Origin of the sequence: Pseudomonas sp. QC2, assembly GCF_002859085.1 — a bacterium.
In the GTDB taxonomy this organism is placed as follows: domain Bacteria; phylum Pseudomonadota; class Gammaproteobacteria; order Pseudomonadales; family Pseudomonadaceae; genus Aquipseudomonas; species Aquipseudomonas petroselini.
In genome coordinates this window covers 244,183-259,458 of record NZ_PKKS01000023.1, presented here as the reverse complement: position 1 = coordinate 259,458, position 15,276 = coordinate 244,183, and the positions used below count along the sequence as shown (strand labels likewise).

The 15,276-nt window shown below is 61.2% G+C and carries 10 protein-coding genes, 1 pseudogene and 1 riboswitch; of the genes and pseudogenes, 5 read left to right on the top strand and 6 right to left on the bottom strand.

Going from position 1 to position 15,276, the window contains the following annotated elements:
- Positions 1-11: 11 nt before the first annotated feature.
- From QCBJ_RS21960 to QCBJ_RS21940, 5 genes are all read right to left on the bottom strand, one after another.
- Positions 12-2,741 (bottom strand): LuxR C-terminal-related transcriptional regulator, encoded by a 2,730-nt coding sequence (locus tag QCBJ_RS21960; RefSeq protein WP_102061592.1) that lies wholly within the window; start codon positions 2,739-2,741, stop codon positions 12-14.
- Positions 2,742-2,966: 225 nt separating this feature from the next.
- Positions 2,967-4,331, bottom strand: a complete 1,365-nt coding sequence (locus QCBJ_RS21955; RefSeq protein ID WP_012722276.1) for a DUF1329 domain-containing protein — start codon at positions 4,329-4,331, stop codon at positions 2,967-2,969.
- Between the two features lie 28 nt (positions 4,332-4,359).
- Positions 4,360-6,219: a DUF1302 domain-containing protein gene (locus QCBJ_RS21950; RefSeq protein WP_102061591.1), complete on the bottom strand. Its 1,860-nt coding sequence runs from the start codon at positions 6,217-6,219 to the stop codon at positions 4,360-4,362.
- A 330-nt stretch (positions 6,220-6,549) separates the two neighbouring features.
- A complete protein-coding gene (locus tag QCBJ_RS21945) occupies positions 6,550-8,232 on the bottom strand; it encodes a fatty acid--CoA ligase (RefSeq protein ID WP_012722274.1) in 1,683 nt (560 codons plus the stop codon).
- 131 nt (positions 8,233-8,363) lie between these two features.
- Positions 8,364-8,996 carry a LysE family translocator gene (locus QCBJ_RS21940; protein ID WP_010213066.1) on the bottom strand — a complete coding sequence of 211 codons (633 nt, stop codon included), beginning with the start codon at positions 8,994-8,996 and terminating at the stop codon, positions 8,364-8,366.
- 85 nt (positions 8,997-9,081) lie between these two features.
- On the opposite strand from QCBJ_RS21940, the gene QCBJ_RS21935 reads away from it, so the two are divergent.
- The 3 genes from QCBJ_RS21935 to QCBJ_RS21925 all read left to right on the top strand — a co-directional run bounded on the left by QCBJ_RS21935 (position 9,082) and on the right by QCBJ_RS21925 (position 11,921).
- Positions 9,082-10,047, top strand: coding sequence for a 2-hydroxyacid dehydrogenase (locus QCBJ_RS21935; RefSeq protein ID WP_012722272.1), 966 nt, complete (start codon positions 9,082-9,084; stop codon positions 10,045-10,047).
- 30 nt (positions 10,048-10,077) lie between these two features.
- Positions 10,078-11,076 carry a class I SAM-dependent methyltransferase gene (locus QCBJ_RS21930; RefSeq protein WP_102061590.1) on the top strand — a complete coding sequence of 333 codons (999 nt, stop codon included), beginning with the start codon at positions 10,078-10,080 and terminating at the stop codon, positions 11,074-11,076.
- A 51-nt stretch (positions 11,077-11,127) separates the two neighbouring features.
- Positions 11,128-11,247: riboswitch (yybP-ykoY riboswitch) on the top strand.
- A gap of 89 nt (positions 11,248-11,336) precedes the next feature.
- Positions 11,337-11,921, top strand: a complete 585-nt coding sequence (locus QCBJ_RS21925) for a TMEM165/GDT1 family protein (RefSeq protein WP_012722270.1) — start codon at positions 11,337-11,339, stop codon at positions 11,919-11,921.
- Positions 11,922-12,015: 94 nt separating this feature from the next.
- On the opposite strand, the gene QCBJ_RS21920 is transcribed toward QCBJ_RS21925, so the two are convergent.
- A complete protein-coding gene (locus QCBJ_RS21920; protein ID WP_043204803.1) occupies positions 12,016-12,834 on the bottom strand; it encodes a M48 family metallopeptidase in 819 nt (272 codons plus the stop codon).
- Positions 12,835-13,013: 179 nt separating this feature from the next.
- Between QCBJ_RS21920 and QCBJ_RS30840 the strand changes: the two are divergent.
- Both QCBJ_RS30840 and QCBJ_RS30835 read left to right on the top strand, forming a co-directional pair.
- Positions 13,014-14,357 (top strand): annotated as a pseudogene (locus QCBJ_RS30840) (HAMP domain-containing protein); the annotation flags it as partial.
- A gap of 15 nt (positions 14,358-14,372) precedes the next feature.
- Complete coding sequence (locus tag QCBJ_RS30835; protein ID WP_370636091.1) at positions 14,373-15,215, top strand: methyl-accepting chemotaxis protein; 843 nt, start codon at positions 14,373-14,375, stop codon at positions 15,213-15,215.
- Positions 15,216-15,276 lie beyond the last annotated feature (61 nt).

The window sequence follows — 15,276 nt, the reverse complement described above, 5'->3', positions numbered from 1 at the left end:
CTTCGGAGGGTCTACGCCAGCAGGCCCATTGCCTTGGCACGGGCCACCGCCTGGGTCCGCCGCTCCACCCCCAACTTGCTGTTGATGTGGCTGGCGTGGGTCTTCACGGTGTGCAGTGAGATGAACAGCTGGTTACTGATTTCCTGGTTCGAGCAGCCTTGGGCAATCAGTTTCAGCACTGCCAACTCACGCGCGCTCAAGGTTTCGTGAGCCGGCGCTACCTCGGGTGTCACCACCGTCGGCAGAAGCACCAGCAAACTCTGGTTCAGCAGACCCTGCGCATCCTTGCCCAATTGCTCGCGCATCCAGCAAGGGTGCCCTTCCAACAAGCGCTGGAAAGGTTGCAGCGCGCCCCCGGCGCCGGCCTCAAGGGCCTGGACCAGAACCGAGCGCGCCTTGGCTTCCTGGCCACTTTCCAAGAGCAACTGGGCCTGCTGCGTCAGCGCCATCAGGGCGATCATCTGGCGCCCGCTGTTGTGGGCCTGTTGTGCCAACTCTTCAAGCCGGAGCAGCGCCGCCACGGGTTGATGGCGAATGGCATCCAGGGCCGCCTGCTGCAACCCGATATGTTGCGGCAGGTGTGGATGAAACTCTGGCGCGGCGGCAGCCTGCTCACCGTTGTAGGTTTGCGCCAGGCGGGTCAGCCAGGCGTCGGCCAGGTCGGTGCGGCCCTGGGCCAGCCACAGCTCGCATTTGATCAGGGTGATCATCGCCAGGTAGTAGATCGGTGGCACGTCCCAGATATGCATCAGCCGCTCCGCCTCGGCGAGCTCGGCAAAGGCACGGGCGAAGTCGCCACGGCGGCCTTCGAAACTGGCGATCACACAATGGCCGATCAACACGCTGATGTCGCGACAAGCGCGGGCTTCGGCGAGGCCGGCGCGCAAGCGGGCGAGCCCGACTTCGGGCTGGAGCCGCACCAGCAGCAAAAAACCTTCATAGAGCGATAGACGCGCGCGCACCGCGTACAACCGTTGAGGCGCCAGGCCCTGCAGGCGTTGCAGGCCCTGGCGCACTTCATCCAGGGAGCGCAGGATTTCGCCGCGCGCCTGCAACACGCGCGCACGGTCGTAATGGGCCAGGGCCTCGAACAACGGGTTGCCGACGCGCTGCGCCAGCTCCAGGGATTCGCGATTCAAGCCACGGGCACGCCACAGGTCGGCATCGACAATGGCCAGGTTGGAGAGGGTCGACAGGCACATCAGCCGCTGGCCGTAACGCCGTTGCGGCAGGCTTTCCAACGCTTCGCTGCAATAGCGCTGGGTCAGCTCGCGATCGCCCCGGCCCCGCGCGATGATCCCGCTCAGCGCCAGCCATTGAGCCAGCATCGATTTCTGCGCGGTGGCCGACGGTGCCGGCAGGAAGCGGCTGAGGTAGCTGGACAGCTCCTCCGCCGCATCCAACTGACAGGCCAGGCCCAAAGCCCAGCTGTAGAGCACGATTAAGCGCGGCGTGCTGATCAGCAAGCTGTCGGGCAAGTCCATTTTCCAGCGCAGCAGCATGCCCACATTCTGCTCGGCCAACAGTTGCTCTTCGGACAGGTTCTGCACCAGGTTGGCGGCCACATCCAGGTGACCGGCGCGCAACGCCTGCTCCACCGCTTCATCGATCAAGCCCTGGGCATTGAACCATCGGCACGCACGCAGGTGCAGGCTGGCCGCTGGCAGCACGTTGCTGCTGGCGCGTCGGGTGCGCAGCAGGTCGGAAAACAAATGGTGGTAACGGTACCAATGGCCCTGCTCGTCGAGCGGTACCAGGAACACTTGGTGGGCTTGCAGGTAACGCAGGATTTCGGCGCTGTCATGAGCTTCGCGCACGGCGTCGCAGAGCGCGCTGCAAAAACGATCCTGAGGGGCAGTGTCGTACAAAAACGCCTGCACGTCGGCCGGCAGGCAGTCGATCACTTCTTCCAGCAGGTAATCGCGGATCAGCCCTTCCCCCCCGTGCAGGCTCTGGGGCAGGGCACCATCACTGCCGGCTTCAGAGGCGGCCAGCAACCAGAAGCGCAAACCGGCGACCCAGCCTTCACTGCGGCGGATCAGGTTGTCGAGGGCTTCGCCGCGCAAGGAACTACTGTGGCGATCCAGCACGGCCAGGGATTCGCCGTGCGTCAGGCGCAGGTCTTGTTCGTGCAGCTCGAGCAGGTGGCGCGACAACCGCAGCCGCGCCAGATGCCAGTCCGGGCGCTGCCGGCTGGTGACCAGCACCACCAGGCCATCGGGCAAATGGTTGAGGAAAAACTGCAGGCAGCGATCGAGCACCGGCCCTTGGGCCAGGTGATAGTCATCCAGCACCAGCAACAGCGGCGCGCGGGTAGACAGGTGCACCGTCAGCTCATCGAGCAGGCCATCCAGCCATTCTTCGAAAGCAAAGGGTTGGTGACGCTGGCGCATTTTCAGCAGGCCCAGGGATTGGGCGCCGAGTTGCGGGAAGAATTGCTGCAAACCGTCGAGCAGGCGTTCGAGGAAACGGCCGGGGTCGTTGTCACGCGGGCTCAGGCCCAGCCACAAACTCTGCCAATGGGGCGGCAGACTCTGGCAGAACTCCACCGCCAACGAACTCTTGCCGAACCCCGCCGGCGCGCTGACCAGCAACAGCCGCCCTTCCAGCCCGGCACTCAGGCGCTCGCACAGGCGCGGTCGCAGCACGTAGCCGTCAGGCAGGGGTGGCCTGTAGAAACGACCTTCCAGGGTGGGGATTACCGCGCTGGCAGGCCCTTGGATTCGGGACAGATCAGTCATCGCCGGGCTCTTGTAGAAGGCTGTTGTCGGCATTGCAGATGTCCGCAGACTAGCGGTAAAAGCGGCAGGTTTGTAGATCTTTGCAACATTTGCCTGAAAAAGAACTGCGACAAAAAATGTGGGAGGGGGCAAGCCCCCGATGGCGGCGGATCAGTCAATGCACTTTTTGACTGTCACACCGCTATCGGGGGCAAGCCCCCTCCCACATTTGCGAGTTAACTCAGCTTAGCGAACACCATCCTGGCGCAAGGCCGCTGGCGTGAAGTCGCTGGTGGTGGCGGTGAAGCCGAAGTCATACGCCTGTTTCTCTTCGTTCTTCATGCCCAGTGCAAGGTAGCGGCCGGACTGCAGGTCGTAGAGGGTTTCCAGGGCGTACCACGGCACTTGCTTGTCGTAGTAGTTCTCGGCGTGGGCTTCGGCGACGCGCCACAGCTGGCCACGGCCGTCGTAGTGGTCGATGACCGCCGCTTGCCAGGTGTCTTCGTCGATGAAGAAATCACGTTTGGCATAGATATGGCGCTGGCCTTCCTTCAAGGTCGCGACCACGTGCCAGACGCGGCGCAGCTCGTAGCGAGCCAGGTCCTGGTTGATGTGGCCGGCCTTGATGATGTCGGCGTACTTGAGCTTCGGATCATCGATCTTGTAGCTGTTGGAGGCGATGTAGATTTCTTTCTTGCCTTCGAGCTTCCAGTCGTAGCGATCCGGTGCACCGTTGTACATGTCGAGGTTGTCGGACGTGCGCAGACCATCGGCGGCGGTACCTGGGCCGTCATAGGACACTTGCGGCGCCCGGCGAACACGGCGCTGGCCGGCGTTGTAGACCCAGGCCGAACGCGGCTCCTTCACCTGGTCCAGGGTTTCGTGCACCAGCAGCACACCACCGGCCAGACGGGCCGGCGCGGTCACTTGCTGCTTGAAGTAGAACAGCACGTTACCCGGGTTTTTCGGGTCGAAGTCTTTCATCTTGTCGCGGAACACAAACTGGTCGCGGAAGTACACCAGGCTGTAGGAACCGTTGGTTTGTGGCGTAGCCTGGGTTACCAGACGGGTCACGCTGCCGCCGCGATAACGGGTGATGTGGTTCCAGATGACTTCAACGCCGCTTTTGGGAATCGGAAACGGCACGGCGGTTTCGAAGTTTTCCAGGCCGTTGCCGCCGGACACCAGGTTGGTGGTGGTGGCGTTCTTCTTGATCGCGGCGAACACATCAGCCGGCACGGTGGCGCCGCGATGGGTCGGGTAGACCGGCATCTTGAAGGTTTCCGGGTAACGCTTGAACATCGCGTACTGCCCCGGTGCCAGCTTGTCTTTGTATTGCTCGACGTTCGCCGCAGTGATGGTGAATTGCGGTTGCTCACTGGCGTAGGGGTTGGCCAGGAACCCACGGGCGTCGACGGCGCCGGCGTTGGTAGGCAGCGGCGACCATTTAGGAATGGTGCCTGCAGCGTTACCGGCCATCTCGGCGCCCATCGGCGTCAGGCTCGTGCCCAACTTGGCCGCTTCATCCGCCGAGACTGCGGCCATGACGTTGCTCGCCAGGATCGACAGCCCAAGCACACCCACGTGCAACAGACTTTTGGTTATTTTCATGTTCTGGTCTTCCTGAAATGCAGTGTGCTTAGAAGTTGGCGCCGAAGCTCAAAGCGACGAAGTCGCGGTCATCCACCGTACTGAACTTGCCACCAAAGAAGTTGGTGTAGGCCAGGCTGGCGGTATAGGTGTTCTGATACTCGGCATCCAGGCCCAGGCTGACCGCCTTGCGACCTTCTTCGAAGTTAGCGCCAGGACCTGGGGAGTAACCCTTGACGTCATGGGACCACGCCAGGTTTGGCTTAAGGTTTACGCCAGCGAAGACGTCCGGATACTCCCATATCGCACGAGCGCGGTAGCCCCAAGAAGTGGCCGTAGTAAAGCCATCGTTATTGCAGTTGGTATTCAGCCCATTGGCATTAGCCAGGCCAGCACCCACGGCGGTGGAATTATTAAGCGTATTGCAGAAACCACCGGGCAAAGTACCTGGACCAAATACCGGGTCGCGGCCATAACGGGCCTCTGATTTGCTCTCCAGGCCGCCCACATGAGTCACCCCAATCTCACCCACCGTGGTCAAGCGGCTGGCGCCCATCACTTGATCAAAGAAGTGCGTGAATGTGGTCTGGAACTGCGTGATTTCCTTGCGGTTGTAACCATGCAGGTCTTGACCAGGCGAGCCTTTGAGCACCGAAGCGTTGCCAAAGCCGATAATAGGCGTGACGCCCGCATAGAGTATGTCGGTGGTGCTCAGTTGCACCGGTGCATTCGGCCGGTAGCTCAACTCCCCGCTCCATGCAGTACCGGTAGGCAGCGTGGTGGAAAAGCTCAAGCCGTAAAGACGAATGTCTTCCGGGTATTCGACGAAGTAGTTGGAGCTACCCGCCACAATCACCGGGCGTAACGCCGCCAGCCCACCCAGTGGACGGTTGTAAGCTGATGCTGGCGCACCCTGGGCACTGAAAATCGGCGCACGGCTGTGATAGTTCATGAAGTAAGCGCCGAACTCGGTGTCCAACGGCTCGAAGTTGTAGTGCATGGCTACGCCAAACTGGCCGCTGTCCCGGGCATCACGGTCGGGGCCACGGCGCACGAGCACACCCTCTTCGTTCACATCAACACCCAAAGCATTGAGCGTGGGATACGCAAGAGGCGAGATGCGAGAGCGCTTGTTCAAGACCCGTAGGTTGTTGTCGCAACCATCAGAGATGACGTCCGGCTGAGAGAAGAATGTCCCGCAGTTGTCCGTAACCGTCTGGTCCCATTCCAACTGATAGAACGCTTCCGCCGACAGGTTATCGGTCAGTGTCTGCGACACATAGAACATGTTGACCGGAATCAAGCCTTCCTTGACCTCAGCCCCCGGACGACGGAACGCGGACACATCGATCGGGTTGATGGAGTTGATGCCGCCGCCGATGAAAGTACTCTCCCCCCAACTTACAACCTGCTTGCCCAACCGCACCGAACCCGGCTGATCGGCGATCGCATAGTTGTGGTAGACGAACGCATCGAGAATTTGCCCGCCCGAGGACTTTGCCCCCTCTTTACGGTTGTTGTCGCTGATGTCCTTGAACAGACGGCTTTCGTCTTTCAACTCAAAGTCATACCAGTACTTGCCACGCACAAACACGCCGGTGTCGCCGTACTTCAGCTCCAGGTCATGAATGCCTTTGAAGATCTTCGAGAAGGTCTCACCCCGCTTGAAGTTCAAATGGCCGTCATCGGAGGTCTGGGACAAGCCCCTGCCCCCGTTGTTGACGCCTATCAGGTCGCGGTTGGCTTTGGCCGTCGACCAGCTCGCCCCCACGGAAAGAGACGAGTCAAAACTCCCTTCGATTTCACCGATATTGAAACTGACGCCGAATGCGGGCCCGGCGAGCGTAGAGGCGAGACTGACGGCCAGGGGCAGTTTTGCCCGGCGCCAGAACTGGTTTACTGAGGTCATCGACGCTACTCCATGTGCATTATTGTTATGGCAGTGAGTTCGTTCTGTGATGCTTGTAACGGCCGGAATACAACGATTCCAATGCCGCTCGGCAGCCGAGCCCCCATGGCCCGAAGCGGAACATCCGTGAAAAACTCTGGAAGGGACTATAGCCAGCAGGGGGTAGTGCTTGATCCCTCTAAAGTGTGATTTGCATCACCAACCCGTCTGCCACGACCCTTTCGCCATGTCGGCGAAGGCCGACGCGGCAAGGATGGCTGAAAATTGGCAAATCACAAGTGAAGGCGCGAGATAGAGCAGTGCCGTGCCCGAATGGGCACGGCGCGGGCATTAGAGCGTCGACAGGAACGTGCTGTTGTTGGCCTGCCACTCAATGATGTCAACTCGGATACGTTTTTTGTCGAGCTTGCCGACGCTGGTCTTGGGAATTTCCGTAACAACGGCGATCTGGCTCGGAATTGCCCACTTGCTCAAGTGGCCCAGTTCGACGAACGGCTTGAGGTGTTCCTTGAGCTCGCGGGCCCCTATCACATGGCCATCACGCACTACCAGCAGGGCAAACGGGCGCTCGCCCCACTGCGGGTCGGCGATGCCCACCACCGCTACTTCGCGTACCGCCGGGTGGCGGCTGACCAGGTCTTCGAGGGCCAGGGACGAGATCCACTCGCCGCCAGTCTTGATCACGTCTTTAATGCGGTCGCGGATGTCGATTACGCCAAAGGCATCCAGCGTGGCCACATCGCCGGTGTGCATCCAGCCGCCGGCCCACAGCTCGGCGCCCTTTTGCGGCTCGTTGAAATAACCTTCGCTGAGCCACGGCGCACGCAACACCAATTCACCCTGGGACTCACCGTCGGCAGGCAGGAAATTGCCATCGCCGTCGATGATCGCCGCCTCCACCAACGGCCCCGGCACGCCGGCCTTGATGCGGTAGGTAATGCGTTCATCTTCGCTGCCGGCCATCAACTCGTCGTTGAGGTGGGCGCAGGACACCAGCGGCCCGGTCTCGGACATGCCGTACGCAGCGGTCAATTGGATGCCACGCGCCTTGGACGCTTCATACAGCGAACGGTTGAGCGCGCTGCCGCCGATGACGATTTTCCAGCCGCCAAAATCCACACCCTGGGCGGCCTTGGCGTTGAGCACCATTTGCAGGATGGTCGGCACGCAATGGGAGAAGGTGACCTTCTCCTTGCGCCACAGCTCCACCAGATATTCCGGATCGTAGCGGCCGGGATAGACCTGTTTCAGGCCAAGCATGGTCGCCACGTACGGCAGGCCCCAGGCGTGCACGTGGAACATCGGTGTAATGGGCATGTACACGTCGTTGGTGCCGAGCAGGCGCACGCTGTCGACGCTGCCCATGATGGTCGCCACGCCGATGGTGTGCAGTACCAGTTGGCGATGGGTGAAATACACACCCTTGGGGTTACCGGTGGTGCCGGTGGTGTAGAAGGTGGTGGCGACGGAATGCTCGTCGAAGTCCTGGAAGTCGTATGTCGGGCTCGCGGCGGCCAGCAGGGTTTCGTACTCGCCCACCAAGTTGGGCAACTCGGCGGTCTTGGTCTCGCCGTCGGTGAGCAGCAGGGTCTTGTCGACGGTGGTGAGCTGACCGGCGATGGCCTGGTAAAGGCCCACGAACTCGCTGTTGACCAGCACGAAGCGGTCCTCGGCGTGGTTCATGGTGTACAGGATCTGTTCCGGCGACAGGCGCACGTTGATGGTGTGGATCACCGCGCCGATCATCGGGATGGCGAACATGCATTCCAGGTAGCGATGGCTGTCCCAATCCATCACCGCCACGGTGTCACCGGCCTTGACGCCGGCGTCGGTCAACACATTCGCCAGGCGCGCGACCCGCTCGATCAACGTCGGGTAGGTGTAGCGCAGCTTGTCGCGGTAGACGATTTCCCGGGTCTTCTCGTAACGGGTGCCGGACATCAACAGGCGTTTGATCAACAGCGGGTATTGGTACGCACCTTCGGCGGGCGGGATAACACGGGTCTGCAACATACGAATCCCTTTTATGACTGCACGGTCTTGGCTTGAAGACCTGCACTTTAGAGACCTTATGTTTCAACCAAATCACCCAAAGGAATGATTTGCAGACCCCAATGAATGCTAGCTTTGCGCCAGCATCTAGCCTATTTCATGCTGGTGAAGGCCAGCTTTACCCCGATGGCGATCAACACCGCGCCCATGGTCCGATCAAACCAATGCCCCATCCGCGCAAACCCGGCGCGTACGCGCTGCTGGCTGAACAGCATCGCCACCAGGCAGAACCACAGCGCCGTCGCTACCGCCAGGTACACGCCGTAACCGGCCTGGATCGCCAGCGGTGTGTGCGGGTTGATCACCACGGTAAACAACGACAGGAAGAACAGCGTGGCTTTGGGGTTCAAGCCGTTGGTCACGAAGCCGGCAGTGAACGCCCCACGCGGGGTGCGCTCGCCCGCCTCGCGGTGTAACTCGCCCTCGGCGGCCGGCTTGGCCGGCTGCGCGCGCAGGGCCTTGAAGCCGATGTACAGCAGGTAGGCCGCCGCCGCCCACTTGAGCGCGTTGAACAGCACGATGGACTGGGACACGATCAGGCCGATACCGAGCAGTGAGTACCCCACGTGCAGGAATATCGCCGAGCCCACGCCCAGTGCGGTCCAGGTGCCGGCGCGGCGGCCGTGGGTCACACTTTCACGCACCACCACCGCGAAATCCGGGCCGGGGCTGGCCACCGCCAATAAGTGAATCAGGGCTACGGTCAAGAACTCGGCGGCGTACATGCTCACTCCCATTAAGTAACTGATTATTTCATCTGATAGGCTCGGCAGATTACGCCTTCGAACCCTGTCGCAAAAGGTACAGTTGATGACGAACAATCGCCGCGCCGTCTTCCTTGATCATCCGTCCCTGGACCTGGGGGACCTTGACCTCAGCGAGCTGCGCAACAGCTTCAGCGAGTTGCAGTTGTTTACAGGTACCACGCCGCAGAATGTGGTTGAACGCCTGCAAGGCGTTCAGGTAGCTATCAGCAACAAAATCGCCCTCAACCACGACACCCTGGCGGCCTGCCCGGAACTCAAGCTGATTCTGGTGTCGGCCACCGGCACCAATAACGTCGACCTCGAAGCCGCCCGCGCCCAAGGCATCACCGTGAGCAACTGCCAGGGCTACGGCACGCCGTCGGTGGCGCAGCACACGATCATGCTGCTGCTCAACCTGGCGACGCGCTTGAAGGACTACCAACGGGATGTAAGCGCCGGCAAGTGGCAGCAAGCCAAGCAGTTCTGCCTGCTGGACCACCCCATCGTCGAGCTGGAAGGCAAAACCCTCGGCCTGCTCGGTCACGGTGAATTGGGCAGCGCCGTAGCACGCCTGGCGGAAGCCTTTGGTATGCGCGTGGTGCTCGGTGCGATTCCGGGACGCCCTGCCCGTGCCGACCGCGTGCCGTTGGATGAACTGCTCGCGCAGGTCGACGCCCTCACCCTGCACTGCCCGCTCAATGAACACACCCGCGACTTTATCGGCGCCCGCGAACTGGCGCTGCTCAAGCCGGGTGCGTTTGTGGTCAATACCGCACGCGGTGGTTTGATCAACGAACAGGCCCTGGCTGATGCGTTGCGCAACGGCCACCTGGGTGGCGCGGCGACCGATGTGCTGAGCGTGGAACCGCCGATCAACGGCAACCCGCTGCTGGCCGGCGATATCCCTCGGCTGATCGTGACACCGCACAACGCCTGGGGCAGTCGCGAGGCGCGCCAGCGCATCGTCGGCCAACTGGCGGAAAACGCCCGGAGCTTTTTCAGCGGCGCCCCGCTGCGCGTCGTCAGTTGATAAACTGCGCCCCTTTTCAAGGAGCAGACCATGGATCCGCGCAGTGAAGTACTGCTTCGTCAGGCCGAACTTTTTCAAGGCAACCTGCTATTGGTGGGTTTGCCTGCCGACGACCTGCTGGGTCGCCTGCCCAACGCCCACGGTTGGAGCTGGCATGCCGGCGACCAGGCGGCACTCGACGCACGCTTCGCCGAGCGTAGCCACTTCGGTGTGACCGTGCCGGAGCGCGCCTTTGACGCGGCGGTGATCTTCCTGCCCAAATCCAAGGACCTCACCGACTACCTGCTCAACGCCGTGGCTGCACGCTTGCCCGGTGCCGAGTTGTTCCTGGTCGGCGAGAAAAAGGCCGGTATCGAAAGCGCCGCCAAGCAGATGATTCCCTTCGGCAAACCGCGCAAGCTCGACAACGCGCGGCATTGCCAGCTGTGGCAGGTCACCGTGGCCAACGCGCCGCAGGCGGTCGAGCTGGAAAGCCTGGCGCAGGTCTTCGAGGTGCCGCTGGCCGAAGGCCCCCTGAAGGTGGTGAGCTTGCCGGGCGTGTTCAGCCACGGTCGCCTGGATCGCGGCACCGAGCTGTTGCTGGCGCATTTGGACAAACTGCCGAGTGGTCATCTGCTCGACTTTGGTTGCGGTGCTGGCGTACTGGGGGCTGCGGTAAAACGTCGCTACCCGCACAACACCGTCACGATGCTGGACGTGGATGCGTTTGCTGCGGCCAGCAGTCGCTTGACCTTGACCGCCAATGGCCTGGAAGCCGAGGTGCTGACCGGTGATGGCATCGACGCGGCGCCGATGGGGTTGAACGCAATTTTGAGCAACCCACCGTTCCATGTCGGGGTGCATACCGATTATTTCGCCACCGAGAACCTGCTGCGAAAAGCGGCTAAACATCTGGCAAAAGGCGGCGAACTGCGCTTGGTCGCCAATAGTTTCCTGAAGTACCAGCCGCTGATCGAAGAGCATCTGGGCGTGTGTGCGGTGAAGGCCGAAGGCAACGGTTTCCGCATCTACCGTGCCAAGCGCGGCTGACGGGCGTTTGAAAAAGAACACTTGCCGAATGGATTTTGCCTAGGCAGAATCCGCTCCGTCCTAGGGGAGTAGTCTCCCACGAGCGCCACGCTCGTCCGGCATACGTCAACATACTTGGTCAGCAGACCATGGCGTATGCGACCCAGGAGTCCGCACAGACGGACCGGGGTTTGACAAGACCTATGACACGCACACCTTACCCGGGGCGGGGAGGCTGTACGTGTCATAGCCGTGTCGACCCGCCCCTGGAAACCTACCTGATGCTGGATTCATTACTCGTTCCTACCGCAATCGTTGCCTTGGCCGAAATCGGCGACAAGACGCAACTGCTCGCACTCATCCTTGCCGCTCGCTTCCGCAAGCCCTGGCCGATCATCGCCGGCATCGTCGCCGCGACCCTGGCCAACCATGCGGCTGCCGGTGCCGTGGGGGCCTGGTTCGGGAGTTTCTTCTCGGATGCTGTGCTGCACTGGATCCTGGCGGCGAGCTTCTGCGCCACGGCACTCTGGACCCTGGTGCCGGACAAACTCGATGATGACGAAGCCAGTACCAGCCGCAAATTCGGGCCATTCCTGACCACGCTGATTGCGTTCTTCCTCGCGGAAATCGGTGACAAGACGCAGATCGCCACGGTCATGCTGGCGGCGCAGTACCCGGAACTGTGGCTGGTGATTATCGGCACCACCGTGGGCATGCTGATTGCCAACGTGCCGGTGGTATTGGCGGGGAATTTTGCGGCGGAAAAACTGCCATTGACCTTGATTCGTCGACTGGCGGCGACAGCGTTTTTCGTCCTGGCGATTGTGGCGGTGTACAAGGCCATGCAGAGCAGCGGCTGGATCTAGGGCGCTCATGAGCACAGTTCTGTAGTGAGCGGGCTTGCCCCGCGCGAGGCAAGCTCGCTCACTACAAAAATCCAGCCATGTGCTTATCGGTGGATCAGGATTTTTTGGCCTGCTGGTACAGCGGCATCACTTTCGGAATCGCCGCCTGCAACGAGGCAATTCGGCTGTCGGACGCCGGGTGAGTGCTCATGAACTCAGGCGGCGAGCCTTCCGAAGCCTTGGCCATCTTATTCCACAGCGTGATCGCCGCATTCGGGTTGTAGCCCGCGCGAGCCGACAGTTCCAGGCCGATCAGGTCTGCTTCGTTTTCATTGCTGCGGCTGTTGGGCAAGGTCATGCCGTAGTTGGCCACGGTATCGGCCAATGCCAGGCTGTCCTGGCCAAGGCCAAAGAGTGCACCGGCCCCCTGCTTGGCCATCTCGATCCCGTAGGCCTTGGACATGGCTTCACGACCATGCTCACGCAAGGCATGCGCAATTTCATGGCCCATGACCGCGGCCAGTTCGTCATCGGTGAGCTTGAGGTTATCGATCAACGCGCTGTACACGAAGATCTTGCCGCCAGGCCCGCAGTTGGCGTTCATCTCGTCGCTCTTGATCAGGTTCACTTCCCACTTCCACTGCGCCGCATCCGGGCGGAAGGTCGGCGCCTGGGCGATCAGCCGCTTGGCAATGGCCTGCACGCGCTTGGCGTTGGCGCTGGTCTTGTCCAACTGGCCCTTGCTGCTGGCTTCGCCCAGTGTCTGCTGGTAGGACTGGGCATACATCTGGTCGACTTCCTGGCTCGACAGCATGCTGAACATGTACTGCTTGCGCTCGACCCCAACGGCACCGCCGCTGGTGGTGTTGACCGACTGACAACCGGCCAGCAACATCGCTGCAACCAATCCACTTATCGCCATTGATTTCTTCATCAACACACTCTCCCTGAAAAGACGCCTGAAAACATGGCGCGTATCGTAGGCGCTCATGTGTATCGGCGCCAGATACACCAGACGTGTAACCGCTGAATTTCGGATACATCGCACAGTTTGCCAGCGGCAGCGACCATTCCATTTGCGACACACCCCACTATTTTACGGGGCACCCCCTCATGCCAATTGGGCCCGTGGCCGATACAAAAAGGCAGCCTTCTTCGTTTGCGCCCGGAGCGTTCATGAAATTCAAGTCGATTCAATTTTCTGTCGCGGCACTGGCCGGCGCCATCGTCCTCAGTGTGATCGCGGTGCTGGTGCTGTATGCCTTGTTTGCCGGCGCACGGACTCAGGAGAGGGTGCAGGCGCGCACCCAGGCTCAATTCGAGCAGATCATCGAGCAGCGCCTTACGACCCTGGCGCAAACCCAGGCCACCATGATCCAGCGCGAATTGGAAGCGCCGCTGGTGAGTGCCAAGGCCCTGGCCACCACCAACGCCTTGCTCGGCATGAAAGACGCCAAGGGCCAACCGGCCCTGCAGATCGGTCGCGAACAACTGATCAACCTGCTGCACGAAACCGTGGTGCGCAACCCGAAAATCCTCGGCGCCTACATTGGCTGGGAACCCAATGCGATCGAACACAACGACGCCGCCTACGTGGACAGCCCGATAGTGGGCATGGGCACCGACGGGCGTTTCCTGCCGTGGTGGTACCGCAACGCGGATGGCAGCCTGGGCCTGGATAAACTCGCGGATGTGGCCGACCAGAAAATCCTCTCCACCGGCGTGCGCGCCAGCGAGTACTACCTGTGCTCCAAGGAAAGCAAAAAAGCCTGCGCCATCGACCCTGCCCCTTACAAGGTCGGCAACGCGATGGTGATGCTGGCCTCGTTTATCGAACCGATCATGATCGATGGCACCTTCCAGGGCATTGTCGGGGCGGACCTCTCGGTGAACTTCATCCAGGACATGCTCACCAGCGCCGATCAAAACCTCTACAACGGGGCCGGTGAATTGGCGCTGATCTCCAGCAACGGCCGCCTGGTGGCCTATACCAAGGACGCCAGCAAGCTTGGCGAAAAATCCAGCGACCTGCTCGACACCAATGAACTGGCCAACCTCGCCCAACTGAAAGCCGGCGAAGTGCGTTACGACATCGACAGGGAACACGGGCATATCGAGCTGTTCCTGCCCTTCAATATTGGCCAGACCGATGCGCGCTGGACCTTGATGATGCAACTGCCGCTGAACGCGGTGATGGCAGACTTGCACACACTGCAAAGCGACTTGGACGCACAACGCAAGGCCGACATCGTCGGTATGGCCATTGCAGGCCTGTTGATTGCCGGCATCGGCCTGTTGGTGATCTGGCTGGTCGGCCACGGCATCGCCCGCCCACTCAAGCAAATGGTGGCCATGCTCAATGACATCGCCCAGGGCGAAGGCGACCTGACGCGGCGCCTGACCAGTGATCGCGCCGATGAGCTGGGTGCTATTGCCAACGGCTTCAACACCTTCCTGATCAAACTACAGGGCATGATCACCCAAGTGGTCAGCTCAGTGCAGAAGGTCAGCGACTCGTCGGAGCACACCGCCGACATCGCGATCCGCACCAATCAGGGCGTGCATAAACAGATGGTGGAAATCGATCAGGTCGCGACTGCGGTGCATGAGATGACCGCCACGGCGCAAGACGTTGCGCGTAACGCCACCCAGGCCGCGCAAGCCGCCAGCCATGCCGACCAGGCCGCGAGCCAGGGCATGCGCATTGTGCGCGACACGTCGACGTCCATCGGCGCACTGGCCGAGGAAATCGGCAAGGCGGTGGGCGTGGTGCAAACCCTGGCCAAGGACAGCGAGAACATCAACGCCATCCTCACAGCCATTCGCGGGATCGCTGAGCAGACCAACCTGTTGGCCCTCAACGCAGCCATCGAGGCGGCGCGTGCCGGCGAGCAAGGGCGTGGCTTTGCCGTGGTCGCCGACGAAGTGCGCAACCTGGCGCAGAAAACCCAGAAGGCCACCGAAGAAATCCAGGCCATGATCCAGCAGTTGCAACAAGGCACGCGGGATGTGGTGCGGGTGATGGAAGACAGCCAGAGCCGTACCGATGAAAGCGTGCAGCACGCGGCCAAGGCGGCCGAAGCACTGGAAACCATCAGCCAGGCCGTGTCGGTGATCAACGACATGAACACCCAGATCGCCAGCGCGGCCGAGGAGCAGAGCGCAGTGGCCGAGGATATCAACCGCAACGTGATCAATATTGGCCAGGTGGCCAATGAAGTGGCGGGCGGCGCGGATGAGTCCAGCGCGGCCAGTGCGGACCTGACCAAATTGGCGGAGCAGCAACGGCGGCTGATCAATCAGTTCAAAGTTTAGATTTCAGCGTTCCTAAGGGCCCTATCGCAGGCAAGCCAGCTCCCACACTTGGATCTGTGAA

Coding starts and splice junctions, on each gene's coding strand:
- QCBJ_RS30835 (WP_370636091.1), top strand. CDS start 14,373: ATGATCACCCAAGTGGTCAGCTCAGTGCAGAAGGTCAGCGACTCGTCG.
- QCBJ_RS21920 (WP_043204803.1), bottom strand. CDS start 12,834: ATGAAGAAATCAATGGCGATAAGTGGATTGGTTGCAGCGATGTTGCTG.
- QCBJ_RS21935 (WP_012722272.1), top strand. CDS start 9,082: ATGACGAACAATCGCCGCGCCGTCTTCCTTGATCATCCGTCCCTGGAC.
- QCBJ_RS21950 (WP_102061591.1), bottom strand. CDS start 6,219: ATGACCTCAGTAAACCAGTTCTGGCGCCGGGCAAAACTGCCCCTGGCC.
- QCBJ_RS21930 (WP_102061590.1), top strand. CDS start 10,078: ATGGATCCGCGCAGTGAAGTACTGCTTCGTCAGGCCGAACTTTTTCAA.
- QCBJ_RS21945 (WP_012722274.1), bottom strand. CDS start 8,232: ATGTTGCAGACCCGTGTTATCCCGCCCGCCGAAGGTGCGTACCAATAC.
- QCBJ_RS21960 (WP_102061592.1), bottom strand. CDS start 2,741: ATGACTGATCTGTCCCGAATCCAAGGGCCTGCCAGCGCGGTAATCCCC.
- QCBJ_RS21925 (WP_012722270.1), top strand. CDS start 11,337: ATGCTGGATTCATTACTCGTTCCTACCGCAATCGTTGCCTTGGCCGAA.
- QCBJ_RS21940 (WP_010213066.1), bottom strand. CDS start 8,996: ATGTACGCCGCCGAGTTCTTGACCGTAGCCCTGATTCACTTATTGGCG.
- QCBJ_RS21955 (WP_012722276.1), bottom strand. CDS start 4,331: ATGAAAATAACCAAAAGTCTGTTGCACGTGGGTGTGCTTGGGCTGTCG.